We start from the raw sequence: 25535 nt of genomic DNA, 5'->3' as shown, positions 1-25535 counted from the left end.
CTGGCCGATAAGCAGGTTTTTCTGCGCGCAGCTTATTGCTTTTTCAGCCATGAAGAAACAATAATCCCGTCATCATTTCGGGTTATACCCGCATCATGCGCGCAGGATGAACGACCATGCATCAGGACATTCCGAACGACATCGCCGTCAGTATCAAAGACAAGCTGCGAGGCCTGCGTTATGCCCTGCGCCGTACCCGTCACGGCCAGAATGAGACTGCTGAACCGGCAATCCTGCCGGATATTGTCCTCAACCGTGCTGCACATGTTGCGGCAACAGTGATGGATAAAGCATTCAGCACTGCTGAAAATATCTCGATTTCTCTGGTTTCCGACAATCCGTCCATTCATGACACTGCGCCGGATGTGCAGGGTTTGAGCTTCTATTTTACAAGCGGGCAGGAAGGACAGCGCGCGTTTCATCGCGATATGTACTATCTGACCAAGGCCGTGTTGCGCCGCAACAAAGCAGAAAACGTGCTGATTCAGGAAGCCGTTTTCATGTCGGTCTATAATCATATGAAACAGCGCTATAGTGCGGATATTGCCCGCCTGCATGACCCGAAAACTGATGTGATCCAGCAGACTGCCATACTGTGCACGGCGCTGTTTCAGGAAATATTGCGCCAGCAACCGGTGCGCCAGTCCAGCAGCCTGTCCGAACAAGCCCTGATTTCAGGTTTTGCGGCCATTAGTCTGGCCTGCGGTCTGGCAACGGCCAAACCGGTCGATATGGAAAATATTGATAATCTGGAAAGCGCCCTACTGGCAGTGGAAGCACGCGGCGAGCGTATTCTTGAAAGTTTGCAGAACAAGGATGAAGCGGCTCTGCAAAAACTGTTTGCCACACTGATTTTTCATCTGCCGTAAAGACAAGACACCGCCGTAAGAATGTATTTTACGGCGGTGTTTAAATTTATTTAAGCTCAGAAATCAGCTTCTTTGCCCGCGGGATGGAAGCGGGGCTCATGCTCAGTTCTGTCAGCCCCATGCGGATAAATTCTGCAATCAGATCCGGCCTTGCTGCCGCCTCACCGCACATTCCCACCATAATACCGGCCTCAATGCCTGCTTTTGCAGTCATCTCAATGGCAGCCATGACCGCCGGATGTGAAACATCATTCAGCTTGGCAACGGTTGGGTTAAGCCGGTCTGCAGCCATAACATATTGGGTCAGATCATTGGTACCGATTGAGAAGAAAGCGGCTTCCTGTGCAAGTTGTTGTGCGGCGAAAACAGCAGCAGGTGTTTCAATCATCACACCAAGGTCAAACTGACCGCAAGCCTTGCCCTCGCTGAGCAGTTCTTGTCTGCATGTCTCAATCAAAGCTTTGGTTGCGCGGATTTCCGCCACATCCGAGATCATCGGCAGCATGACTTTAAGCTGACCATGCACGGCAGAACGCAGCAAAGCACGTAGTTGCGGCTTGAAAATATCCGGCCGGTCAAGACACATTCGGATACCGCGCCAGCCGAGAAACGGGTTTTCCTCCTGCGGAAATTCAATACCGGCAATCGGCTTGTCACCACCAATATCAAGCGTGCGTACAATCACAGGATAAGGTGCAAAAGCCTTCAGCAACGCTGAATAGGTTTCTGTCTGCATATCTTCCGATGGCAGATGCATATGTTTCATGAACAGCAGCTCGGTACGGAACAGGCCGACGCCCATCGCACCGGCAGCCTGCGCCACCTCAATCTCTTCCAGTGCACCGAGATTAGCCGCAACTTCAATTACTGTACCATCTGCCCGCTGCGGGATCATGGTACGATAGGCTTCCAAAGCCTGTTTTTCAGCCTTCGCATCTGCAATACGCTGCTTGAAATCCGCGCAGATTGCTTCATCCGGATCCGGCGCGACACGGCCTTTACTGCCGTCAACAGCAATCTGCTTCACATCTTTCAGCTGATGCACCGCCTTACCCAGACCGAGCACCGCCGGAATACCATGAGTGCGGGCAATGATCGCCACATGGGAAGTTGCGCCGCCATGGCCACAGACAATCGCACCGATCTTTTTCAGCGGTGCGCGGGCAAAATCCCATGCACCGATATCTTCAGCGATCAGAATAGCGCCATCCGGCAAGGCTTCCAGACTGATATCCTGCTGCCCCAGAAGCGCCAGACAAATCTGACGGCCAACGGCCTGCACGTCATCAGCACGGGCGTTGAGATAAGGGTCATCAATCTCTGAGAACTGACGGGCAACGGCTGCACTGGCACCGAGCATGGCGGAGAGCGCATCCAGCCCGCCACGGATCAGTCCTGTTGCTTCATCAAGCAAAGTCTCGTCCGCAGCAATATCCTTCAATGCGGCAATAATACCGCGATCGCTCTCGGCAAGATTATCCGCTTTCAGCTCGGCATCCATACGCTGCTGGACATGCGCGACAGCATCATGAAAACGGGTAAGTTCTGCGGATATTTCAGAGGTTTTCAACGTGCGGTTATCGGCAGAGATTTCCGGCGGGAAAAACGGATAGGCCTCACCAATTGCCACGCCTTCACTGGCGGCAATACCGGTGATGAAACCGGTCTCTTCCGGCTCTACCAGCGTAACAACCGGAACTATTGGTTCAACAGATGCAGGCGCGCTCGCAACAACAGGAGCATCCGCATTTTCATCCAGACCTGACAGCGGATTTTCCAGATAGCCGATCAGCGCTTCCAGTGCCTCAATCGCATCCGCACCTTCGGCACGCACGGTCACCGTGTCATTTTCCTTGACGCCGAGCAGCATCAGCTTCACGGAGCTTTTTGCGCTGACGCTTTTGTCCGCTTTAGCAATCTCAATGTCCGATTCAAAGCTCTTGGCAAGCTTTACAAAGCGGGTAGCCGGCCGTGCATGTAAACCTTCATGCACCCGTACGATTGTCGAGCGTTCCATGCTATACCTGTTTCAATAGTCTGAATTTATGCGTGAATGATAATCGCGGTACCGGTCTGCAATTGCGCCACCAGCGCCTGCGTATCCACTTCGGAAGCGCAAATTTCTCCCGGACGCTCAGTGCTCTCGGCACCATTGAACGAAATCACCACATGGCCGATATCCAACACTTTCTGCCATGCGCTGGAGCCGACAGAGGTAATCGTCGCCTCAAGCGAGCCGATGCTGATCCTTGCGCCGGTTGCAGGAGCTTCAGCAGACGGTTGGTCTTCCACCGCATGAAGCACAGAAACCTCTGCCAGTTCTGACGGAGAGCCGTCAGCAAACAGGATAACAACGCCGCCTTCAGCCAGATCCGCCACTTCAGGACCCACAGCGGTAATCCGCGTCTTCAGAGAAATTGTCATAATGGCGGAACCTTTCAATCTATTCTGCTTTGCAAGAGCGGCCAGTCATTGGCGACCAGACCGCTCTTTGTATTGTATGTGTTATTTTAAAGAACCATCAGGCTCACAGCCCATGCAATCAGCACCGAAACCGGCCCCATGATCTGACGGCTGATGAGAACCGCAGGAACACCGATCTCGATGGTTTTCGGCTTGGCTTCACCCAATGCCAGACCAACCGGCACGAAGTCACAACCGACCTGCGTGTTATAGGCAAACAGTGCAGGCAGAGCCATTGCCGGAGCAATCGTGCCATTGGCAATTTGCGGCCCGATAATTGCCACACCAACCACCTGCGCAATCACCGCACCAGGTCCGAGAACCGGCGACAGAAACGGCAGACCGCAGATTGCGGACAGGATCAGCAAGCCGATAATATTATTGGCAAGCGGCCCCAGCGGCTGTGCGAGAATATCGCCGATACCGGTATAGAGGATGAAGCCGATCAGCATGGTAACGAAGGCCATGAACGGCAATACATTACGGATAACCTGATCGATGGTACGGCGACCGGCATTAAAGAATACGCCGACAATACCGCCCATTACACGGCCAACACTGCTGATAAAGCCGATCAGACCGCCCTCAGAAGGTTGTTCAACCGGTGCAGCAGCAGGTGCCTCAGCCTTGGTCTGTGCCGCAGCGGCAGCAGCCGGTGCGGAACCATCTGCAAGGGCAATATTTTCAGACTTCACACCCGACACATAGATATCTTCGGTAATATACTGTGCCAATGGTCCTGACTGGCCGACCGGCATCACATTAACCGTCGGAATACGTTTGCGCGGATACACACCGCAACGTGCCGTGCCGCCGCAATCCACGATTACAACAGCCATTTCGCTTTCAATCGGCGGGCTTTTAAAGCCGTCCACCGCTTCAGCGCCGGTCAGATCTGCAATCTGACGGGCAATCGGGTGGATACCACCGCCGGTGACAGAAACAACCTTGTTGCGCTGTTCGGTCGGCTGAATGGTCAGCGGGCCGCCCCAGCCGCCGGAACCCGGATTAATTGTTACGGATTTATAGGTTTTTGCCATGTTCCCCTCCCGCCCCTCAGAGCTCAATGCCCTGACGGCGCGCCATAATGGCGGTAATACGTTCTGTCAGCATACCTTTGAGCAGGATCACCACGAGACCGACCAGCGCATACCAGATGGCCACAGTGATATGATAACCGCCCGGCACTGCGCCCTTCTTTTCCAGCTCCAGCAGAGCCACAAGAATGCCGCCCCAGACGAAATACTCGCCCGGATTGATATGCGGGAACAGACCAAGCGGCGGATGCACATAGGAAACCGCAGCATCGTAAAATGCAGGCTTATGCTTTTCTTCGAGAAACGACCCGAATGTATAGGCCATCGGATTGGTCAGGAAGAAGACCGAAAGCAAAGGCAAAACCGTATAGCGGGTCAGCGCGATACGTCCGGCACCGCGCGCCAGACCATGCACGCGCTTTTCGCCCACCAGTTCGGTGATCGCGTAAAAAGCGGTCATCAGCACGATCAGTGTCGGGATGATGCCGGTAACAAAGCCGGTCAGAACCTCGCCGCCCTTCTGGAACACACCGATAAAGTGTTTACCCAAAGCGGTAAGCCAGCCGAGCTGCTCTTCCTGCTGCACATTTTGCAGGCGTTCACGGAACTGATCGACAGTGATATTGCCGCCGGTTGCAGCCGCTGTTCCCGTATCGGTGCTGGCTTGTGCCAATACCACGAGATCATTGCCGCTTTGCTGCACCGCCATTTTGCTGTGCAGCCCTGCGTTTAACACTGCGTCGGATACCAGCCCCCCCGCATGATGCAGGGATTGCATGGTGACGTCGGCATGTTGTGCCAACATTGCTGTAATTGACATATTACCTCCCTGATTGCCGCACCGGACATGCGGCCTCCCCTACTCTTTTTTAGTTCAGGCTTCCGCTGTCTTCAGACCGGTTAGTCCGGTCTCTCCGTCAGACGTATCAGCCAGCCTTTCGGCCTGTTCGATTGCAGAGCGCACCGCATGTGCCACAGCCGGCTGAAATGCGTCCTGTTCCAGCTGCTCCCGCAATTGGGTCAGTGTCAGCCCTTCAAAAGCATCACGACGGGTGAATTTGGCAAAGACTGTACGACCGCTCATCTCCAGCAATCTGCGCACAACCAGATCACGATCCACCACGATCAGAACAATAACGCCCTTACCGAAACGCCCGCGCACATGACCGGCACCAACATATCCGTCTTTGTATTTATTGCTGATGCCCTTCATGACATCGGTATAGTGACGCATCTGGAACCAGACACCCAGCGACTGGAAACCCCAGAGCAATGCCAAAGCTAATAATGCCCATTGCCATATCGCCATACGATATCCTCCCGACTGCCTCTGAACCCGTCATCAGCTCATTCTCCCGAGTGAATTAGAGAACATTTGTTTTTTTCAATGTCAATATGTATAATTCATTACACGCAGGTCAAAGCGAATGGACCATGACATTTCTCCTGTCATCGCTTATGATTACTGTCAATAAAGTGCCCGCATAAAAGACCGATACAAGAAAGAGCTCATGATGGATCTGCTATTCAAAAACCAGATGGCAAATGTGCCTGATTTACGGCACAGGCTGCGTCAGCTGCGCTGGTTTCGGGCGACTTTGCGTAAACATGCCGGTCTGATTACCGAAATGACCGGTATGCGCTATGATATTGATGAAAAACGCCTGACGGAAGCCTTTCTCAACTGGATCGAGCTGGTCAATCAGAACAAGCATTATGCTGCTGTTGACCGCAAGGATTTCATTATTTTTGCCGCCGGTCTGGTTCTTAAAGAGCTGATCCGCCTCAGCCCCGCCAGAGCCGTGAATGCGCCGGATAAAGTTCTGACCGGCGAGATGGAAAATTTGAACGAAATCATCCGTTTCTGGCCGGAAGGTTTTCTCTATACCAATTACTGTATCTGTGCGATTGCCGCGATACAGGAACAGGAATTCGGCATAAGCCCCGATATCGACCAGAGCGCCAATGATCTGCGCACCTGGTGGACGTATAAAGAAAATGCGTCTGAAATGCCGGGTTTTGCCATCGCCTTTCTCGACAAGTTTTTGGGACAGGAACCCAATTGGGTGATGCCGGATTTTGCCTCGGCACGCGCGGCAGTGCAACGTGCACTCGGCGCAGACAATCCTGCCGTTGCACTCACGCAGCCATCACAGAATTAAAATTAAAAATCCCCCGCAGGATGGAAAGGAAAGCCTTGCATCCGGCGGGGGTGGGATCAGAAAAACAGGCTATACAGAGGGAACGGTATGCAGCCTGTTTTCTGCAATTTTATTGCGCTGCCCTGCTGCACTCGCTGATGATACGCAGCACAGCATCACGCTGCTCCAGCTGAGGCATATGTCCGCAATTGCGGAACACATGCACACCCACCTCTCCCGGCAGGCCATGGGCATGAGCCACGGGAATAATGCGATCCTGGGCACCGAAAATCAGCCGTACAGGAATTGTCAGCCCCTCAAGGCTTGAGCGGATTTCAAATGTCTGGGTACTGTCCGCACATAAATGCGCCGCCATACCGGCCTGTGCTTCGCGCAATTCCGTATCCTGAGCCTGCGCAACCGTCGCATTGATGAAAGCTCTGGAGAGCATATTCTCATCGGCAAACAGTTCTTTCAGCCAGGGCACAATGCTTGCTTCACTTTTGGCCTGTACCAGACCATTGAGGAATGCACCATTGATCTGCGGGCCGAGACCGGCAGAGGAAATCAGCACCAGCGAGCGCACATCAGCAATGCCGCGCGCGGCTGTGACAGCCGCAACAGCGCCACCCATCGAATGACCGACCAGAATACAGGCTTCAACTCCATGCGCTGCCAGTGTTGCTTCCACACTGGCCGCAATCGCATCAATACTCTCCGGCACGTAGCGCGGTGAGCCGCCATGGGCTGGCAGATCAAGCGCCAGAACCGGATTGCGTAAAGTACCGCCGGCCAGTAACATGCGCCAGCTATTGAGATCTGACGCAAAACCGTGGATCAGCACAATTGGCAACTGCCCGCTTTCACCTTGGCGCAACCAGACCGCATTGAGCGCAGCTTGCACCGGTGATGTGAGTACCGGACGAGGTGCAGTGGCCTGCACCGGCGAAGCAACAGGGGTCGCAGCCGCCAAATTGGACTCTATGTCTTTCTTCTGAATCCGGCCTTTAGGACCGGAGCCCTGTACCGCACTCAGATCAAGACCTGCATCTTTTGCCAGCCTGCGCGCCAGCGGTGTTGCACGAATGCCTGCAATTTCAGTCTGTGCAACCGGCGCGGGGGTAACAACCGGCTGCACAGCGGGGGCTTCAGAGACTGAATGCGATATTTGCGGTTCAACAGCCGGTTCTGAAACCGGTGTGCTGGCAGCTTTCCGCTCCTCGCCTTCAGCATAAATCCATGCAACAGCCTGACCGACCGGCACGACTGCACCTTCCGCAGCAGACACATCGCCGAGAATACCGGATGCCGGTGCATCCACTTCCATAGCGGCTTTGTCTGTTTCAATCTCAAACAGCAACTGACCTTTGGTGACCGTATCGCCATCCTTGGCGTACCAGCGAGAAATCTGGCCGGTCTCCATATCCATATCAACTTTAGGCAGGATGACTTCGACAGCCATGACTAGCGCGCCCCCTTCACAAGTTCACGGGCGCTTTTGAGAATATCCGGCACCTGCGGCACCGTTGCCCGTTCAAGATCAGGATTATAAGGGATTGGTGTTTCCGCACCGCCAAGACGAATGATCGGAGCATCAAGATAATCAAATGCATCGCTTTCAGCGACAATCGCACTGATTTCAGCGCCGATACCCAATGTCTTGACCGCCTCATAAACGCACATCAGTTTCGAGGTTTTCTTCACACTGGCAATAATAGTTTCGCGGTCAATCGGGCGCACAGAACGCAAATCAATCACTTCAACATTGATGCCTTCTTTGGCTAGTTCAGCAGCCGCATCCAGCGCCTTATGCACCATAATTGCCGAGGCAACGATGGTCAGGTCTGTACCTTCACGCACCACTTTCGCCTTGTTAAGCGGCACAGTGTAATAGCCTTCAGGGACTTCGCCCTTCATTTTGTAAAGCAGCTTATGCTCGAAGATCATCACCGGATCAGGATCTTCAACCGCTGCCAGCAACATGCCCTTCATATCATAAGGGGTAGACGGCTGGACAACTTTCAGACCCGGCACATGGCCCAGCCACGCCTCAATGCTCTGGCTGTGCTGCGCTGCGGCACCGGTGCCGGAACCGGCAGGAAAGCGCATCACCAGAGGCACGGAAACCGCACCGCCCAGCATATAACGGATTTTTGCCGCCTGATTAACGATCTGCTCCATTGCGAGCGCCGCAAAATCAGAGAACTGGAATTCAAAAATCGGGCGCATACCGGTCAGTGCAGCACCGACGGCAACACCTGCACCGCCAAGCTCGGAGATCGGTGTATCCATCACGCGGTCTTCACCGAAACGATGCACCAGATCGCCGGTAACCTGAAAAGCACCGCCATAAACACCAATATCTTCACCCATCAGGAAAACGCGTTCATCGCGCTCCATGGCGATTGCCATCGCTTCCTGAATAGCCTGCGAATAACTCAACTCACGGATTGTCGTGTCCATTTTTCTATCAGTCCGTGTATACGTCGCGTGTCAGATTGGAGAGATCCGGTGACGGGCTGTTCTTGGCGAACTCGATAGCGTCAGCGATCTCTTTTTCGACATTGGTGCGGATTGTTTCAATTTCGGCATCGGTGATGAAGCCGTAAGTTTTCAGATCAGTCTCAAAACGGGCGATCGGATCACGATTGGTTGCCCAATCCTCGATCTCTTCCTTGGTACGATAACGGTTACGGTCGCTCTTGGAATGGCCGCGCAGGCGATAGGTCTTATTCTCGATCAGGGTCGGACCCTCACCGCGACGCGCCCGCTCAATCGCCTCATGGGCAGCTTCGGCCACATCAGAGAGATTATTGCCGTCAACAATCACACCCGGCATATTATAGGCCGCCGCGCGGTCAGCGATATTTTCAACCGCGGTCGAGCGTTTGGTCGAGGTGGACATGCCATAGCCGTTGTTTTCACAAACAAAAACCACCGGCAGTTTCCAGACCGAGGCCATATTCAGCGCCTCGTGAAACGCGCCTTCATTGTTGGCACCGTCACCGAAGAAGGAAATAACGACCTTGCCGTTTTTCTGTTTCTTGGCCGACAGAGCAGCACCCACAGCAATCGGAATACCGCCGCCGACAATACCATTGGCACCAAGATTACCCTTTGAAACATCAGCAATATGCATGGAGCCGCCGCGGCCCTTACAATAGCCGGTTTCCTTGCCGAAGAACTCGGCAAACATGCGGCCGATATCAGCACCTTTAGCGATACAATGCCCGTGACCGCGATGGGTCGAGCCGATCATGTCATTTTCTTCCAGCGGCAGGCAGATGCCCATAGCGCTGGCTTCCTGCCCGATGGACAGATGCATGGTGCCGTGAATAAGACCGCGCGTGTAGCTTTCTTCCGCGCCTTCTTCAAAACGGCGGATCAGATACATTTTATGCAGCGCTTCTTTCAGCTTTTCCGGTGAATATTCACGGAAAGCAAAGGGCAGATTGCGCAAATCACCCTTCGCGCCGTCGTCCGTCTGAGCCTTTTTGACCTGAGCCATCAAAGTTTACTCCTCAAGGCACTCATCAGAACGGGGGCCTGATGAAGCCATATATCAAATTCAAAAATGTCAGGCGCCGTAGACCAGCCTGTCCTGACGGTCGCGCAATTCTGCGATCTTGGAACCTGCAGCCACAGCGGCATTGGCATAGGTGATCAACTCACCTTTTTTGATCGGCGCAGTAACGATACCGCCCTGCAGCAAACCACATGGAATGGCTTTAGCGGCGCGGGCTTCACCGGCAGTCATGATCCATGCGCGGTAGCAATATTCACCGATGGCATCGAGGGTTTCACCGACCGCCATATCCTTCTTGGCCACAGCTGCGACTTCCGCCACAGGCTTATCCAGCGGCACCATATCCGGCTTGCCATAGAGCACGACGCGGGCGCAGGTCAGCGGCACTTCCAGCGAGGTCAGGTGATACGGACGATGGAATGTGAAATACGGGCCTTTGCCCATTTTCAGGTCTTCCATACGCTCGGCAATACGCGGATGGGACATGTCCGCAACCACGAATACACCCGGAGCCACGCCTTTGCCGATGGTGTAATCAACCACACCCACACGGGAGAGCACGCCGCCGTCTTTTTCAGGGATCAGTGTTGAGGAGAGCTGGTCGAGGGTTGCGGCAGGGCCGTGCATACCGGCTTTGTCGGGCACCAGACCGGTGGCATTGGCGATTGCCGCCATTTCCACCATGGTTTTGGAACCGTCAACGAACTCCACCAGCATGCGCACATTCATATTACGGCGGATGGCTTCTTCCATATAGGCGTCCGGCACCGCATCAATATTGAGCGGATTGTTTTTACCTTTACCGGCAGCGACAATCGGGTGTCCCATAGCGGAAACAAACTCGATCAGCTCCATGCAGGAAGACGGCTCGTCACCGGCACCAAGCGAATAGGTGACGCCGAGGCGATCCGCTTCGCTTTTCAGATAAGCGCCGATGGTCACATCCGCTTCAACATTCATCATGACGAGATGTTTTCCGTGCTCCATGGCACGCAGACCGATTTCCGCGCCGACGGCTGGCACGCCCGTCGCATCGATCACCACATCAATCAGATCATTCTCAAGGATCAGATCGGCATTGTCGGTAACAGCAACTTTGTGCGCTTCCATAGCAGCGGTCAGGTCGGATGCCGTATTAACCTCGCGGCCATGACCGCTTTCCTGAAAAGCAATATCGACAGCTTTCAGCGCATTCGGCACTCGCAATTCGGAAATAGCACCAATCTCAATACCAGGCATATGCGCAACACGGGTCACAATATCCGTACCCATTTCACCTGATCCGATCAGGCCGATACGAATTGGCCTGCCGCTATCAGCACGGGCTTTCATATCGCGGGCAAGCCCTGTCAGCGCAACATTGGTGGTCATGAGTTCCTCCTGAGAGCGTTTTGGGTGCTTGACGCTCTGTCTGATTTTATCAGTTCTATAATCGGGTATTGAACATTTGTATCCAAGTCAATACCTCTGTTCAATTCATCTGCAGTAAAACAGTCGCAGGTGACGGTACAAAAGCGTAAAACCACGCCGCAGCAGCGTCACGAAAACCAATGCGCAGCATCAGGAAAAAATTCTGAGCTGCGTAAATTTCTGTATATTTTCCGCTAAAAACACGGCTTATTAAGAGCGAAATTCTTCAGGTCACATTTGCCCCCGATTGACTTGGATATAAATTTCGCAGATACACTTTGGTATTAACTAAAAAACAAATGTTGCATCACAACATAATAACGCTCTTACATATCCCGGGAGGCTTGGAGATATGAATGAATTCCTGAATGACTTGAAATCCGCGATTGATACACTGGGACCAACAGTCCTGCTGCCAATCGTGATCTTTATTATCGCCGTCATCCTTGGGGCAAAGGTCGGCAAAGCGTTTCGCGCGGCCGTCACCATCGGCGTTGCCTTTATCGGTATCAATCTGGTGCTTGGCCTGATGTTCACCTCAATCGGTGAAGTTGCACAGGCAATCGTTACCAATACCGGTATCAAGCGTGACATTGTTGATGTGGGCTGGCCTTCCGCCGCCGCCATTGCCTTCGGCTCTTCCGTCGGCCTGTGGGTTATTCCGGTCGGCATCGCGGTCAATATTGCATTGCTGCTGATGCGCTGGACACGCACACTCAATGTTGACGTGTGGAACTTCTGGCACTTCGCCTTTATCGGCTCGCTCGTTGTCGCTGCGACCGACAATCTGGCCTATGGTATTGCCATTGCCGCTCTGGTTGCCGCGCTGTCGCTGCTGTTTGCCGACTGGTCAGCGCGTGCCGTTCAGCAATTCTATGATGTGCCGGGCATTTCCGTGCCGCATATTGCATCAGCGCAAATTCTGCCGATTGCCATTGTCGTAAACTGGGTTCTCGACCGCATTCCGGGCATTAACAAAGTCAATATCAGCACAGAAACCATTGAACGTCGCTTCGGTGTTTTCGGGGAACCGGTGGTGCTCGGCCTGATTATCGGTCTGGTTCTGGGAACCATCGCTTTCTACAATGCCGGTGATTTCGGCACGGTACTGGCTAAAGTTCTCGGCACCGGCATGACACTGGCCGCTGTAATGCTGCTGCTGCCGCGCATGGTAAAAATCCTGATGGAAGGCTTGTTACCGGTATCTGATGCCGCGCAGGAATTTGTGCGCAAGCGCACCGGCGACCGCGAATTGCTGGTCGGCCTTGATTCAGCAATCCTGATCGGTCATCCGGCTGCGATTTCTTCATCGCTGATCCTTGTGCCGATTGCGATCCTGCTCTCGGTTATCCTGCCGGGCAACCGCGTTATCCTGTTTGCTGATCTTGCGGTTATTCCTTTCATTGTGGCGCTTACCGCCCCGCTTTTGAAAGGCAATGTGTTCCGCATGGTTATTGTCGGTACAATCACGCTGACAATCGGCTTCTATGTGGCTAATGCTCTGGCACCGCTATTCACCAGCGCCGCCGTCTCTTCGGGCTTCAAGCTGCCGGATAATGCTTTGCAGATTACTTCGGTGGTCGATGGCTTCCTGTGGATTCCATATGTTATCATTGAAGCAATTCAATGGCTTGGCGTTGCCGGTATCGGTGTACTGGCTGTAGTTGTGGCTGCTCTGTTTGTACTCTACCGCCGCAATACGCTGGCTTGGGAGCGTGCAGCCGGTGCCGCTGATGAGCCTGCAGATCAGGCCGCAGCCTGACAATCATCTGAAGCATTTACCCCGTTATCGCGGGGTAAATGCACAATATTCATAGCAAACGGAGAAACAGGATGGCTACCAGCCTCTTCAATTCCCTTACAGCCGATGCAATTCTGCTCGGCGTTGAGGCAAAAACCAATGAGGAGGTTATCCGTCTCCTGGCCAGCCGGTTGCATCAGCTCGGCTATGTCAAAGACAGCTATGCCGATGCGGTTGTGAAACGCGAACAATCCATGCCGACCGGCCTGCCGCTGGAGCGCACTGACAATGTGGCTGTGCCGCACACTGATCCTGAGCATGTGCTGAAAGCAGCAATTGCCATGGCCACGCTGAAAACACCGGTTGATTTCGCAAATATGGAAGATCCGGATGAAACAGTCGGCGTCGGCACCGTGTTCCTGCTTGCCATTAATGACAAGGACAAGCAGATTGAAACACTGCAATCTATCATGGGCGCAATTCAGTCACCGGAGATTCTCGACGGGCTGAAACTGGCACAGACAACAGACGACCTTAAAAAACTACTCGGTTAAATAATATTATAAGGAGCGACCTCATGGCTAAACAGAAAACCATTCTCTTTGCCTGCGGCACCGGCATCGCCACCTCAACAGCGGTGAATGCCACTGTAACCGAGGAAATGAAAAAGCGCGGTCTCACTTTCAACGCTCAGCAGGCCAAAGCTACGGAAGTGCCTTCTCTTGCTGATAATGTGGATTTCATCGTCTCGACCACACCGATCTCAGCATCTGTGACCAAACCGGTCATTAAAGGTCTGGCCTTTCTGACCGGTATCGGCAAAGACAAGGTTCTGGATAAAATTGAAGCCGAGTTGCGCAAATAATTCACGCTCCGGAAACAAAAAAGCCGCTCAGTTTTGAGCGGCTTTTAGTTTTTTAACCGAACGGTTGCGTCATGCTGAATGACGGCTCGGTGAACCATTCAGCGCCCTGCTCAGTCATATAGAAATGATCTTCCAGACGGATGCCAAATTGTTCTGGCACGACAATCATCGGCTCATTGGAAGCGCACATACCTGCTTGCAAAACTGTCTGATTACCGCGCACCAGATAAGGTGCCTCGTGAATGGTCATACCGATGCCGTGGCCGGTACGGTGCGGCAAACCCGGCAATTGATAATCCGGCCCCAGACCATGTCGCTCCAGCACTACACGCGCTGCATCATCCACGGAGCCGCAGGTTGCACCGATCTTCGCGGCAGAAAAAGCTGCAAGCTGCGCTTCTTTTTCAATATCCCAGATGTGCTGCTGCTCAGAGGTCGGCGTGCCGAAAATATAGGTGCGGGTCAGGTCGGAATTATACCCCTGCACCAGACAGCCGGTATCCACCAGCACCACGTCATTTTCGGCCAGCACATCATCCTGCGGCAAACCATGCGGGAAAGCCGTTGAGCGGCCGAATTGCACGGCGCAGAAAGTGCTGCCATTGCTGCCAATAGCCTTATGCGCTTCATTGATGAATGTGCGCACAGTACTGGCTTTGATACCCACATGCAGAATACGGGCAGCGCGACGATGCACTTCCAGTGTCATCTGCATGGCCTGTTTCATGATCCCGATTTCTGCCGGTGACTTCACACTACGGCAGCCATCAATAATCGCTGTTGCATCCTGCAAGGTGACGGAAGGTGCAGCTTTGCCGATGCTACTCGCCATGCCGAATGGCAGCGCCGGATCAATAGCCAGAACCTTACAATTCTCGTCCTGCAGAATTTGCGCCACCAGCTCAGACGGGCTTTCATGCTCTTCCCAGAGGCGGATGCGCGCATCCATAATACGCACGGCTTCCAGCGACCCCGCTTCAAAAGCCGGACAGACCAGATAGGGTTCGCCTTTCAGCGGCAACACCATCGCCACCAGACGTTCGATCATGCCCCAGCCGATACCGGTGAAATAATTGAGACTGGTGCCTGCGCCGACGATCAGCACATCTGCACCGCTTTCCGCCATCAGTCTGCGGGCTTTTTCAATACGCTCCAGCCGCTCAGCGACTGATATTGCCGGTGCAATATCTGTCCAAGGGCGAATTGCGTTCAGCTCTGTAGCGTAATCAGAACCACCAATCATCAGTCAGACCTTCCGTCTCTTTCAGAATTTGCAATCTCATATATCAGCTTCACATCGCTGAATATAGCAAATTTCTTTTCTTTAATTGCAAACAAAGACGGAAATTATTGACAACATATTTGTAGACAATATTAGCGAATTTTTCTAAGCTGAGCCGACTCCACAACAATAAACGGGGGAACATGAATGGATTTTGATTTCACGCGTATGGATCCGCAGGATCGCTACCGGCTGCTGACAAATTTTGTCGGCCCGCGCCCGATTGCTCTGGTCACAACCCGCGCGGAAAACGGGCAGGACAATGCCGCCCCGATGAGCTTTTTCAACGTCTTTTCCCATGATCCTGCGATTGTCATTCTCGGTATTCAGACAAGGCAGGACGGGCGGGAAAAGGATACGGTTCTCAATATCCGCAGAACACAGGAATTTACCGTGAATATGGTGGATATGGCGCTTTCCGATGCCATGCTGGTTTGCGGTCTCGGCTTTGAGCCGGATGTTGACGAAGTGGCAATGGCCGGACTGTCATCGCAGGAAGGTGCGCAGGTTTGCTCCCGCTGGCTTCCGGCTTCTCCTTGCTCGATGGAGTGTCGTGTGGAACGGCTGATTGATTATGAGCGCCGCGTCATCGTACTTGGCGAGGTTGTGCATATGCATGTGCGCCGCGACTGTCTGGATGATGCTGGCCGTTACGTCAATCCGGACACTTATCAGCCAATCGCCCGTCTGCATGCCGATAATTACATCGCTTCCGATAACCAGTTCGTTCTGAAATCGCCGGGATTAGCTGCGTTTCAGGATCGTCTGACCAATAAAGGCTAAGCCCTTGCGCATACTCCTTATCAATCCGAACTCCACCCAGTCCATGACCGATCAGGCAGAACGCAGCGCCCGCCGCGCAGCTTTGCCGACCACTGTCATTGAAGCGATCAATCCGGCAGACACCCCGCGCAGTATTGAAGGTCATGCTGACGAAGCGATGGCCGTTCCGTCAATGCTGCAGCTCATCCGCGAAGGTGAAGCGAAGGGCTTTAATGCCTATGTCGTTGCCTGCTTTGATGACCCCGGACTGGACGCCGCGCGTGAAGTTGCAGGAGGGCCGGTTTTCGGCATTTGTCAGGCCGCTGTGCAGGTTGCCATGACCATTTCCAAACGCTTTTCCGTCGTCACCACCCTGCCCCGCTCGGTGCCGATTATTGAGGATCTGGTGCAGGAATATGGTGCCACCCATCATTGTCGTCGCGTACGCTCCATTGATATGCCGGTGCTGGCGCTGGAAGACGATGCCTGCCACACGGAAGAAATGCTGGTGCAGGAAATCGAGCGCGCCAAACGCGAAGACCATGCTGAGGCGATTGTGCTCGGCTGTGCCGGTATGTCTGAACTGTGCGAGCGGCTGGAGCAGCGCTGCGGCCTACCGGTGATTGACGGTGTAACCGCCGCTGTCAAACTTGCTGAAGCCTATGTCAGTGCCGGATACCGCACCTCCAAAGCCGGTGCTTATGATTATCCGCGCGTGAAATAACCACACCCATCAACGCTATTTAAAAGCCTCCGGCCAGCAATGTCCGGAGGCTTTTAAATGGGTAAAAAACAAAAGACGACAGAGTGACCTCTGCCGCCTTTTGCCGGATGGTGCCGGATATCCGAAGACATCCGGCACGGAGGGTTCTTTAGATTTCACCAATGCGATGACAGGCAACGCGGCTGCCGTCATCATAGGCTTTCATTTCCGGTTTTGTTGCCGAGCAGCGGCTGTCGGCAAAGGCACAACGCGGATGGAAAGTACAACCCGAAGGTGGTTTCAGCGGACTTGGTACTTCGCCACCACCGATCACACGGTCACGATGCGGTTCGGCAATATTCGGGATCGTTTCCAAAAGCAGGCGTGTGTAAGGATGTTTCGGATCGGAAAACAGGGTTTCCGTGTCCGCTTCCTCAACAATCCGCCCCAGATACATCACCGCAATACGATCCGACATATGGCGGACAACGCTCATATCATGGCTGATGAACAGGAAGGTCAGGCCAAGCTCATCCTGAAGCTTGCGCATCAGATTGAGAATTTGCGCCTGTACGGAAACGTCCAGTGCCGAAGTCGGCTCATCGCAAACCAGAAATTCCGGTTCACCGGCAAGTGCACGGGCAATCGAAATACGCTGACGCTGACCGCCGGAAAATTCATGCGGGAATTTCTTGCCGTCCGATGGTGCAAGACCAACGATTTTCAGCAATTCTTCCACACGGTCATTGATCTCGGCTTCAGTCTTACGCAGTTTCAGTTCACGCAGCGGTTCAGCAATAATGCTGTGCACCCGCCAGCGCGGATTGAGGCTGGCATAAGGATCCTGAAAGATCATATGTGCCGACAGCGGCGCACCGTTTTTGGACGGTGCAAAACGGATTTCGCCATTGCTCGGACGGTAAAGACCGGTCACCAGACGCGCCACAGTGGACTTGCCGCAACCGGATTCACCAACAAGGCTCAAACACCCGCCCTGCGGCACGCTGAAACTGATATCATTGACCGCATGCAGCATCTGGCGCGGTTTGCGCTCGATCACACGATTGAGCCACGGTGCGGAAACATCGAAGCAAATGCTTAAATCTTTGACTTCAAGAGCGGCAGGTGACTGTTTCATAGCAATATCATTCATCAGGCAGCTCCCGCATTGAGCCAGCAGGCACTGACACCTGATCCGCCGGCAACCGGCATCAGATCAGGCCGTTCCTTATGGCAACGGTCAAAGGCTTTCACGCAGCGCGAATTGAAGGCACAACCGCTCGGAATAGCATCGAGACGCGGCATGGAACCGTCAATCTGGTTGAGCCGTTCCACGCGCTTTCCGAGCGCCGGAATGGAACTCATCAAACCACGCGTATACATATGGCTCGGGTTTTTCAGCACGGTTTCAACGGGGCCGTTTTCCACCAGCCGTCCGGCATACATCACCGCCACACGATCAGCAGTTTCTGCAATCACACCCATATCATGAGTTACCAGCATCACCGCTGTGCCATGTTCTTTGCAGAGACGACGCAGCAGCGAAGTGATCTGCGCCTGAATAGACACATCGAGCGCGGTTGTCGGCTCATCCGCGATAATCAGTTTTGGTTCTGCGGCCAGTGCCAGTGCAATCACTACGCGCTGACGCATACCGCCGGAGAACTGGTGCGGATAATGATTGATGCGGTCTTCCGGTGCCGGAATACCCACTTCTTTCAACAGCGAAATCGCCCGTTCCAGCGCCTGTGTGCGATTTAAGGCTAAATGCTGGGTAATGGTTTCCACCAGCTGTGATCCGATGGTGAAAAGCGGGTTAAGCGAGGTCAGCGGATCCTGAAAAATCGCACCGATTTCACGGCCGCGGATTTTCTGCATTTCCTTGTCACTGAGATTATCAATCCGGCGGCCATTGAGCAAAACTTCACCACCGGCAATGTGCCCCGGTGATTCAAGCAAGCCCTGCACGGCCAGACCGGTCATGGATTTACCGGCACCGGATTCACCGACCACGCCGAGAATTTCTCCTGGCATGATCGACAGGCTGACATCGGACAAGGCAGTCAGTGTACCGCGTCTGCCCGGAAAATCCACCCGCAGATTTTTGACCTCAAGGGTCGGTTTATTGGATGAGGTATCTGCCATATTATGCTTCCTCTCCATGTTTGCCTGCCAGCGGGTAGCTCGGCGGGAAAATCTCTGATACCGGTGGATTATTGTAGGAACGCTCAGGATATTTGGCGATCAGGCCGTCATATTGTGCCTGTGCCTGTGCGCGTGCTGCCTGCATATCAATGCCTGCAACTTCACCGTGACGCATCGACAGACGACCATCGACAAACACGGCTTTGGTGACTTTTCCGGAACCGCCGGTAACCAGCGTGGTGATCGGATCAATGCTTGGCGCCATGAATGTATCATCAAGACCGAACACGGCAATATCTGCCTTGGCACCCGTCTGCAAACGGCCAAGATCATCACGATCCAAGGCTTTGGCACCGCCCAGTGTGGCAGCATCAAACAGATCAGCGCAACGGATGCTCTCCGGTGTACCGTCATTGATACGGCAGGTAATCAACCCGATCAGCAGATTCATCAGCATATCGGGCGGTGTGGTGTCGGTGCCCATAGCAATATTGATGCCGCGCTTTTTCACACTGGAGAACGACTTCAGCGTGCTGCCGCCACGGGCTGAAACCAGCGGACAGTGAATGATCGACACATTATTTTGCGCATAAAGTGTCAGATCTTCATCTGTAGCATTGGTGGCATGAGGAGCAATAATCCGGTCATTGAGCACGCCAAGGCTGTTGAGCCAAACCGGTGCTGTCGTGCCGTGAAGGCTGCGCACGGTTTCCACTTCCATCTGACCCTGCGCCATATGCAGACGGATTTTGCAATCCAGCTCACGCGCCACATCCTGCGTGCGCTTCAACAAATCAGCGGTGCAGGTTTCCACGCGATCCGGCGCCAGCATACCGCGCACCAGATCACCATGACGGCCATTCTGACGGGCAATATAATCAGCTGCATCCTTGAGACCGGCAAAGCCGCGCTCTTCGTTAAAGACCGGTACAATCTTACCCGGTTCCGCCAGCATCATGCCGCCGGAACGGTAAGCAGGGCTTAAGTAAACGCGCAGGCCGAGATCACCGGCTGCATCCGCTGCTGCATCAAATTCCGCAACGGTTTCACCCCATTCACGGTAAAACAGCGAGGCAATCGGTGCCGCTGTGGTGATACCGTTTTGCAGCAGCTGACCGAAAGCAAAGCGTTTCTGGAAAGCCAGTTCTTCTTGGCTGTACATTTCATAAGGGCCGCTGTCGATATAGGACTTCGGCCAGACACGGCCTTTCGCCCAACCCGGATGATGGTCAATACCGAGAATGGTCGTGTCGAGATCAGACAGTGCATCGAGATCGATCAGCCCCGGACTGATGAGTGCATTGCCGAGATTAATACGACGCGCAACCTCACCGGCAAAATCGTGACCGACAAACAGCACCGTGCCGTCTTCGATCACCACTTCCCCATTTTTATACAGGCGATGCTGGCCATCAATATGCCCCAGCACCCATTGTGCTGTGAGCAGTGTGCGCCCCTCAGGACGCGCACCCAGTTTCAGGCTTTCAAGTGCAGTGAATTGTGTCTTGTCCTTCATGGCATTTCCACCACTGCTGTACCGTTACGCGCAGTAACGCGACCGCCTTTAATCACCAGCGGGCGCGGCGCAACATCAACCACCGCATGTGCCAGTGTCTGACCGGTGAGCAATGTCATGTCAGCCTTGCAGCCAACATCCAGACCATAGCCTTCCAGCTGCATCACATCAGCGCCGCCCTGAGAGCAGATATGCAGCACATGTTCCAGATCCACGTCACGGCGCAGGCCGTTTTTCATGCCAATGACTTTGGCACGATCAATCATATCCGGCTGCCCCCACGGGCCCCATGTGTCGCGGATACCGTCACAACCGGCACCCATGCGGATGCCTGCTTCTTTGAGGCGCAGTACAGACGGAACCGGAACAGAAGGCGCGCCGGTGGTGAGGATGGCGACATCCAGCTCTGCCAGCTGCTCAAGCAAGCTCGACACGCGCAGATAATCATTCGCACCAAGTGTGAAAGCATGGCTGATCGCGACTTTACCCTGCATGCCATTGGCGCGGATACGCTCGAAAATCAGTTCCATGGTGAAAGCACCGAGCTCACCCAGTTCGTGCAGGTGAATATCAATCGGCTTGCCATGTTTTACGGCAAGCGCAAACAGTGCATCCAGCTGGCCTTTCGGATCACGGTCGATACCGCAAGGATCAATACCGCCCAGCACTTCACAGCCCTGTTTCAGCGCTTCATCCAGCAACTCCAGTGTACCCGGCATTACCATCAGACCGGATTGCGGGAAAGCCACGATTTCGATGTCGATCAGGTCTTTGAGTTTCTCGCGGGTTTCAAACACGCCTTCGAGAATTTTCAGACCATGGGTCGTATCAATATCCACATGGCTGCGGATATGGCTGGAGCCGTGAGCAATCAGGCCGATCGCATGGCGCATCGACTGAATATGCGGATCAAGACCGATTTCAAGACGCTTTTCACGTTCAAAATCAATACGCTCACGCAAACTTGCCTGCTTGCCGTTCACATGCCAGTCGAGACCCCAATTGGTTTTATCCAGATGGGTATGAGCATCAATCAGACCAGGGATAACAATATGTCCCTGACCGTCTTCAACAGCCACACCATCCGCACTGAGATTGGTTCCGTATTCAGCGATACGACCATTACGGATCAGAATATCGGTGACAGCACCTGCCTGCGGGCGCACATTGCGCAACAAAAGATCAGACATAAATTTTACCTCAGTTTCGGATTAAGGGCATCGCGCAGCCAGTCGCCGAGCACGTTGACAGAAACAACGAGCAGACAGAGCTGCAGAACAGGGAAAACGGTGATCCACCACAGGCCGGAGAACAGGAACTGGTTGCCCAGACGGATCAGTGTGCCAAGGCTCGGCTGGCTCGGCGGCATACCGATACCAAGGAAGGAGAGCGTGGCTTCAGTGAGAATTGCCATACCGAAATTGAGCGTCGCTGCCACAAGGATCGGCGTCAGCGTATTCGGCAGAATGTGGTACATCATGATGCGGCGTGCAGGCACCTTGAGCAGACGTGCAGCCTGAACATATTCCTTGGAGCGCTCAACAATGGTCTGCGCACGCACGGTACGGGCATATTGCACCCAGCCGGACAATGTAATCGCCAGCACCAGAACACCGGCAGCCGCATAGTCACGCAGATCGGCAGGCAGCATCTGGCGCACCACGGCGCTGACCAGAATAGCGATCAGAATGGTCGGGATTGAGAGGAGCACATCACCGATACGCATCAGCAGATTATCGATAATGCCCTGCATATAACCGGCGATCAGACCAAAGCTCAAACCCACGATCAGCGACAGCACAACGGAAGCCACGCCGATCAGGATGGAGATACGTGAGCCATAAAGAATGGCGGAGAGAATATCGCGTCCCTGTGTGTCTGTACCCAGTAGATAAGGCCACTGACCGTCAGCACTCCAGATCGGCGGCAGTTCGGAATTCCACAGATCAAGCTGTGCCGGATCAAACGGATTTTGTGGTGCGATCAGCGGCGCAGCAAAAGCGGTCACGATCATGAAAAACAGCAGAAAGGCTGCAATCATTGCCGGTTTATTACGGGTGAATGACCACCAGAGATCACTGTCGCGCATACGCTGCCAGCGGCTTTGCGGTTTCACAATCGGGGCGTTTATTTTGTCTGTCATGTCTGCCCCTTAACGTGTAGCGGCGCGCAGGCGCGGATCAATCACAGCATAGGTGATATCAACAAGCGTATTCAGCGCAACAAAGATGAAAGAAACAATGCAAAGATAGGCGGCCATTACCGGAATATCGATAAATGTCACAGCCTGAATGAACAGCATTCCCATGCCCGGCCACTGGAACACGGTCTCGGTAATCAGCGCAAAAGCGATCAGCGATCCGACATTCATCGCGGTCATAGTTACAACCGGCATTAAGCAGTTGCGCAGTGCATGGCGGAAATAGATGCGATAGCGCGGAATACCACGGGCGCGGGCGAATTTGACAAAATCGGAGCGCAGGGTTTCCAGCATTTCAGCGCGCACCAGACGCATAATCAGCGTAATCTGATAGAGCGACAATGCAATGGATGGCAGGATCAGCGCCATGCGTCCGGAATGGGTGAGGAAGCCTGTCGACCACCAGCCGAGCTGCACGACATCACCGCGGCCAAAGGCAGGCAGCAAACCAAGACTTACCGAGAAGACGAGAATAAGCAGAATACCGACCACAAAACTCGGCAAAGACACGCCGATGATTGAAGCGAACTGGAACAGTTCCGTATACCATTTGCCACGATGGATGGCCGTAATTACCCCCATCGGAATACCGATAATCAGCGACAGCAGCGTGGCGACAATCACCAGCTCCATCGTTGCGGGAAAGCTCTCGGCGATCAGCCCCAGCACTTCCTGACCGTTACGATAGGAAATACCGAAATTGCCCTGAACAGCATCGCTGACAAATCGCGCATATTGCGTGATAAAACCGTCATTCAGCCCCAGACGCTCGCGCAGATTGTCACGGTCGATCTGGCTCATCTGTTCATTGGCCATCAGTTCAACAGGATCGCCCGCAAAACGGAAAATCATGAAAGCCAGCAATGCCACGGCGAGCATAACCATCGCCGCATTTGCCAGTCGCTTGATTATAAATACAAGCATTCAGTTCCCTCTCCCAAGGATAATCATGCTATGCCGCAATCTGTATGACCGCGGCATAGACAGAGCATTTTCTAAGCAGTTTAATATGTTGAAAATGCTCTGTTTCTTTGAGTTAACGCGCATTTTAATCCGAAAACCGCTTCACACTTTCGGAATGCGCTTGGTCTTGTTATTTCTTCAGAACAGTCAGCCAGTGGCGCGGCTTGTTATCAGCCTGCTGGACAACGCTTTCCACTTTGTCGGTGAGAACCCATGCAATCGGCTGCTGGTGCAGCGGCAACTGGATGATTTCTTTTTTGACGATTTCCAGTGCCTGTGTCTGCAAGGCCAGACGCTTCTCACGATCCATTTCCGTGGAGGCTGTTGTCACCAGCTCGTCCAGTTCCGGATAGGACCAGCCGCCCCAGTTGAATACACCGGCAACACCGGATTTGGTCTGGATGACCTGCATCAGAATGGAATAGCTGTCGAGCATCGGCTCATTAGCCCAGCCGAGAATATAGGCATCGGCCTGACCGGCTGTACGTTTTGGTGCCTGTACGGCTGTCGGCCCGATATCCAGAGACGGCTTGAAACCGGCACGGGTCAGCATGGAAACCATACCGTTGCACAGTTCTTCTTCATTCAGGTAGTTTTCATAGGTGCAGACCAGCGTGAACGGGAAGCCTTCCGCGCCGTTTTCCTTCAGCAGCGATTTCGCCTTGTCCACATCATAGCCGTAGAGCGTGTCCAGCTCCGGCACATAGCCCGGAATTTCCGGTGCAATAATCGTACCGGCATTGCGGGATTTATCACGCATAATGCGCTTTTTAATCAGATCCATATCCAGCGCATGGGCAAAAGCCTGACGCACGCCCAGCTTGTTGAACTGGTTTTCATCACCGTTGTGCAGCTTCTCACGACGCTGGAAACCGACAAATACAGTGCGCAGATCGGTGCGCTCCATCAGGCGCAGACCCGGAGCTGATGCCAGACGCGCCAGATCCTGTGTCGGCGCGGATTCAGAGAAATCCACATCGCCGCCAAGCAGCGCTGCTACGCGGGTTGCAGCAGAGGTAATCGGGGTGAACTCGATCTTGTCGATATTATGCTGCGGCTTATCCCACCAGCCTTCATTTTTCAGCAGGATGGTTTTGCTGTCCGGCACGCGGCTTTCCAGCTTGAACGGGCCGGTACCATTGGTGTTATAGGTCGCATAACCTTCCTTCTGCCCGCCCACATCGGTCGGCAGCAGGGAATCGTTTTTCACCAGCCAGTCTTCATCAAACATATGAATATTGGTCAGGTCGTTGAGCAGCAGCGGATAAGGGCCTGTCAGCTCGATATCGATTGTATAATCGTCAACAATTTTAGCGGATTTATAGGCCGGCAGATTACCACGCAGCGGCGATGTCGGATGGCTTACACGGGTGAGCGAAGCCAGAACGTCTTTAGCGGTGAAATCCGCACCGTCATGGAACTTCACATCTTTGCGCAGATTAAAGCGCCATGTGTTCTCGCCGACAACCTCCCAGCTGGTTGCAAGAGCAGGCTCGATCTTCAGATCGGCATTATAGCGCACAAGCCCTTCATAAATGTGGCTGAGAAAGGCAATCGTATAGCTGTCGCCGTAGGAATAAGGGTCCATCGAATAGACATCATGCGCTGCGCCCCAGCGCAAAGTCTCAGCAGAAGCAATATGCGCGGTATGACCTAATGCGAAAGCCATCAGACCCGCGAGGATCGATTTTCTGAATTTCATGAATTTGTTCCCCAAAAAAGACAACCGGCTCTTCACTCTTGATGGTGTTTTGTCCGGACGGGGAGAGTGTGTGGAATTCAGAATTCATTGTCAACTAAATTGTCGACATATTTTTTTACAAAATATTAGAGCAAACAGATAATATCGGGCAAAACCCGATCCAAAAACAGAAACAGCGCCTGCAAATGAACCTTGCAGGCGCTGTAAATA

Annotated in this window: 24 protein-coding genes; 7 read left to right on the top strand and 17 right to left on the bottom strand. The window is 53.6% G+C overall.

Annotated features, from left to right (window positions below; translation table 11 throughout):
- Positions 1-116 precede the first annotated feature (116 nt).
- A complete protein-coding gene (locus BKD14_RS03190; protein ID WP_075654243.1) occupies positions 117-869 on the top strand; it encodes a hypothetical protein in 753 nt (250 codons plus the stop codon).
- A gap of 46 nt (positions 870-915) precedes the next feature.
- On the opposite strand, the gene ptsP is transcribed toward BKD14_RS03190, so the two are convergent.
- From ptsP to BKD14_RS03165, 5 genes are all read right to left on the bottom strand, one after another.
- Entirely contained in the window at positions 916-2886 is a 1971-nt protein-coding gene (gene ptsP / locus BKD14_RS03185; RefSeq protein WP_075654242.1) for a phosphoenolpyruvate--protein phosphotransferase, read from the bottom strand.
- Between the two features lie 26 nt (positions 2887-2912).
- Complete coding sequence (locus BKD14_RS03180) at positions 2913-3293, bottom strand: PTS glucitol/sorbitol transporter subunit IIA (protein WP_028233452.1); 381 nt, start codon at positions 3291-3293, stop codon at positions 2913-2915.
- An 86-nt stretch (positions 3294-3379) separates the two neighbouring features.
- Positions 3380-4372, bottom strand: a complete 993-nt coding sequence (locus BKD14_RS03175; RefSeq protein WP_075654241.1) for a PTS glucitol/sorbitol transporter subunit IIB — start codon at positions 4370-4372, stop codon at positions 3380-3382.
- A gap of 16 nt (positions 4373-4388) precedes the next feature.
- Positions 4389-5189 carry a PTS glucitol/sorbitol transporter subunit IIC gene (locus tag BKD14_RS03170; protein WP_122092352.1) on the bottom strand — a complete coding sequence of 267 codons (801 nt, stop codon included), beginning with the start codon at positions 5187-5189 and terminating at the stop codon, positions 4389-4391.
- A 54-nt stretch (positions 5190-5243) separates the two neighbouring features.
- On the bottom strand, positions 5244-5678 hold the full coding sequence (locus tag BKD14_RS03165) for a transcriptional regulator GutM (RefSeq protein WP_022710181.1): 435 nt from the start codon (positions 5676-5678) through the stop codon (positions 5244-5246).
- Positions 5679-5883: 205 nt separating this feature from the next.
- Between BKD14_RS03165 and BKD14_RS03160 the strand changes: the two genes are divergently transcribed.
- Entirely contained in the window at positions 5884-6531 is a 648-nt protein-coding gene (locus tag BKD14_RS03160) for a hypothetical protein (protein WP_075654240.1), read from the top strand.
- Between the two features lie 109 nt (positions 6532-6640).
- Here BKD14_RS03160 and BKD14_RS03155 read toward each other — a convergent pair whose 3' ends face one another.
- The 4 genes from BKD14_RS03155 to BKD14_RS03140 form a co-directional block, all read right to left on the bottom strand.
- The gene (locus BKD14_RS03155) at positions 6641-7972 is read right to left on the bottom strand and encodes an acetoin dehydrogenase dihydrolipoyllysine-residue acetyltransferase subunit (protein ID WP_075654239.1); all 1332 of its coding nucleotides are present in this window, start codon (positions 7970-7972) and stop codon (positions 6641-6643) included.
- A 2-nt stretch (positions 7973-7974) separates the two neighbouring features.
- Positions 7975-8973: an alpha-ketoacid dehydrogenase subunit beta gene (locus BKD14_RS03150; protein WP_075654238.1), complete on the bottom strand. Its 999-nt coding sequence runs from the start codon at positions 8971-8973 to the stop codon at positions 7975-7977.
- Positions 8974-8980: 7 nt separating this feature from the next.
- Positions 8981-10018 (bottom strand): thiamine pyrophosphate-dependent dehydrogenase E1 component subunit alpha, encoded by a 1038-nt coding sequence (locus BKD14_RS03145; protein ID WP_075654237.1) that lies wholly within the window; start codon positions 10016-10018, stop codon positions 8981-8983.
- 69 nt (positions 10019-10087) lie between these two features.
- Positions 10088-11407: an NAD(P)H-dependent oxidoreductase gene (locus tag BKD14_RS03140; RefSeq protein WP_075654236.1), complete on the bottom strand. Its 1320-nt coding sequence runs from the start codon at positions 11405-11407 to the stop codon at positions 10088-10090.
- A 391-nt stretch (positions 11408-11798) separates the two neighbouring features.
- Here BKD14_RS03140 and BKD14_RS03135 point away from each other — a divergent pair, with 391 nt between their 5' ends.
- From BKD14_RS03135 to BKD14_RS03125, 3 genes are all read left to right on the top strand, one after another.
- The gene (locus tag BKD14_RS03135) at positions 11799-13208 is read left to right on the top strand and encodes a PTS transporter subunit IIC (RefSeq protein ID WP_075654235.1); all 1410 of its coding nucleotides are present in this window, start codon (positions 11799-11801) and stop codon (positions 13206-13208) included.
- 71 nt (positions 13209-13279) lie between these two features.
- Complete coding sequence (locus BKD14_RS03130) at positions 13280-13741, top strand: PTS sugar transporter subunit IIA (RefSeq protein WP_022710188.1); 462 nt, start codon at positions 13280-13282, stop codon at positions 13739-13741.
- A gap of 23 nt (positions 13742-13764) precedes the next feature.
- Complete coding sequence (locus tag BKD14_RS03125) at positions 13765-14052, top strand: PTS sugar transporter subunit IIB (RefSeq protein WP_075654234.1); 288 nt, start codon at positions 13765-13767, stop codon at positions 14050-14052.
- A gap of 52 nt (positions 14053-14104) precedes the next feature.
- Here the strand turns inward: BKD14_RS03125 and BKD14_RS03120 are convergent, their stop codons facing one another.
- Positions 14105-15295 carry a Xaa-Pro peptidase family protein gene (locus BKD14_RS03120; RefSeq protein ID WP_075654233.1) on the bottom strand — a complete coding sequence of 397 codons (1191 nt, stop codon included), beginning with the start codon at positions 15293-15295 and terminating at the stop codon, positions 14105-14107.
- A gap of 186 nt (positions 15296-15481) precedes the next feature.
- Between BKD14_RS03120 and BKD14_RS03115 the strand changes: the two genes are divergently transcribed.
- Both BKD14_RS03115 and BKD14_RS03110 read left to right on the top strand, forming a co-directional pair.
- Complete coding sequence (locus BKD14_RS03115; protein WP_075654232.1) at positions 15482-16117, top strand: flavin reductase family protein; 636 nt, start codon at positions 15482-15484, stop codon at positions 16115-16117.
- Between the two features lie 4 nt (positions 16118-16121).
- Complete coding sequence (locus BKD14_RS03110; RefSeq protein ID WP_022710192.1) at positions 16122-16820, top strand: aspartate/glutamate racemase family protein; 699 nt, start codon at positions 16122-16124, stop codon at positions 16818-16820.
- 148 nt (positions 16821-16968) lie between these two features.
- Here the strand turns inward: BKD14_RS03110 and BKD14_RS03105 are convergent, their stop codons facing one another.
- From BKD14_RS03105 to BKD14_RS03075, 7 genes are all read right to left on the bottom strand, one after another.
- The gene (locus BKD14_RS03105; RefSeq protein WP_116087185.1) at positions 16969-17937 is read right to left on the bottom strand and encodes an ABC transporter ATP-binding protein; all 969 of its coding nucleotides are present in this window, start codon (positions 17935-17937) and stop codon (positions 16969-16971) included.
- Between the two features lie 14 nt (positions 17938-17951).
- Entirely contained in the window at positions 17952-18944 is a 993-nt protein-coding gene (locus tag BKD14_RS03100) for an ABC transporter ATP-binding protein (RefSeq protein WP_075654230.1), read from the bottom strand.
- Position 18945: 1 nt separating this feature from the next.
- Positions 18946-20460, bottom strand: a complete 1515-nt coding sequence (locus tag BKD14_RS03095; protein ID WP_075654229.1) for an amidohydrolase family protein — start codon at positions 20458-20460, stop codon at positions 18946-18948.
- Positions 20457-21650, bottom strand: a complete 1194-nt coding sequence (locus BKD14_RS03090; RefSeq protein ID WP_075654228.1) for an amidohydrolase family protein — start codon at positions 21648-21650, stop codon at positions 20457-20459. Before BKD14_RS03090 ends, BKD14_RS03095 begins: the two co-directional genes overlap by 4 nt.
- Positions 21651-21655: 5 nt before the next feature.
- Complete coding sequence (locus tag BKD14_RS03085) at positions 21656-22603, bottom strand: ABC transporter permease (RefSeq protein WP_075654227.1); 948 nt, start codon at positions 22601-22603, stop codon at positions 21656-21658.
- Between the two features lie 9 nt (positions 22604-22612).
- Positions 22613-23584, bottom strand: a complete 972-nt coding sequence (locus tag BKD14_RS03080) for an ABC transporter permease (RefSeq protein WP_022709824.1) — start codon at positions 23582-23584, stop codon at positions 22613-22615.
- Positions 23585-23753: 169 nt separating this feature from the next.
- A complete protein-coding gene (locus BKD14_RS03075; RefSeq protein ID WP_075654756.1) occupies positions 23754-25292 on the bottom strand; it encodes an ABC transporter substrate-binding protein in 1539 nt (512 codons plus the stop codon).
- Positions 25293-25535 lie beyond the last annotated feature (243 nt).

The organism is Pseudochrobactrum sp. B5, assembly GCF_001939785.1.
Lineage (GTDB): Bacteria > Pseudomonadota > Alphaproteobacteria > Rhizobiales > Rhizobiaceae > Pseudochrobactrum > Pseudochrobactrum saccharolyticum.
This window is presented reverse-complemented; position numbering and strand designations above follow the sequence as displayed.